The organism is Pseudoalteromonas sp. S327, from assembly GCF_005886415.1.
Taxonomy (GTDB): domain Bacteria; phylum Pseudomonadota; class Gammaproteobacteria; order Enterobacterales; family Alteromonadaceae; genus Pseudoalteromonas; species Pseudoalteromonas atlantica.
Genome location: NZ_PNDP01000191.1, coordinates 1 through 329, shown reverse-complemented (window position 1 = coordinate 329; position 329 = coordinate 1). Strand labels below are relative to the sequence as shown.

Annotated in this window: 1 protein-coding gene; it reads right to left on the bottom strand. The window is 36.8% G+C overall.

Annotation, left to right across the window (positions count from 1 at the left end):
- On the bottom strand, positions 1-329 hold a 329-nt coding region (locus CWB60_RS20675; protein WP_249318459.1), incomplete at both ends, for a tyrosine-type recombinase/integrase.

Below are 329 nucleotides of genomic sequence, written 5' to 3'. Positions count from 1 at the left end.
GGGCTTTAACATCAGAATGGCCAAGCTGAGCTAGAACAGTTCTTATATCGGGGGCATTTTGAAGTAGATGAGTAGCAAAAGAGTGTCTTGATGTATCAGGTGGTATTATTTTTGTTATCCCTGATTTTTGGACGGCTTTTTTAACCTCTTTTCTAATACAGGAGTGATGAAAATGATGTCGTCTTATTTCACCGCTTTGAGGATCTGAACTTAATATATGAGAAGGAAATAAATACTGCCACGCAAGCGATTTTGCGGCACTTGGATATTTTTTTGTTAAAGCATATGGCATCCATACGCTAGAATATTCCGTATTATTTAAATCTAGT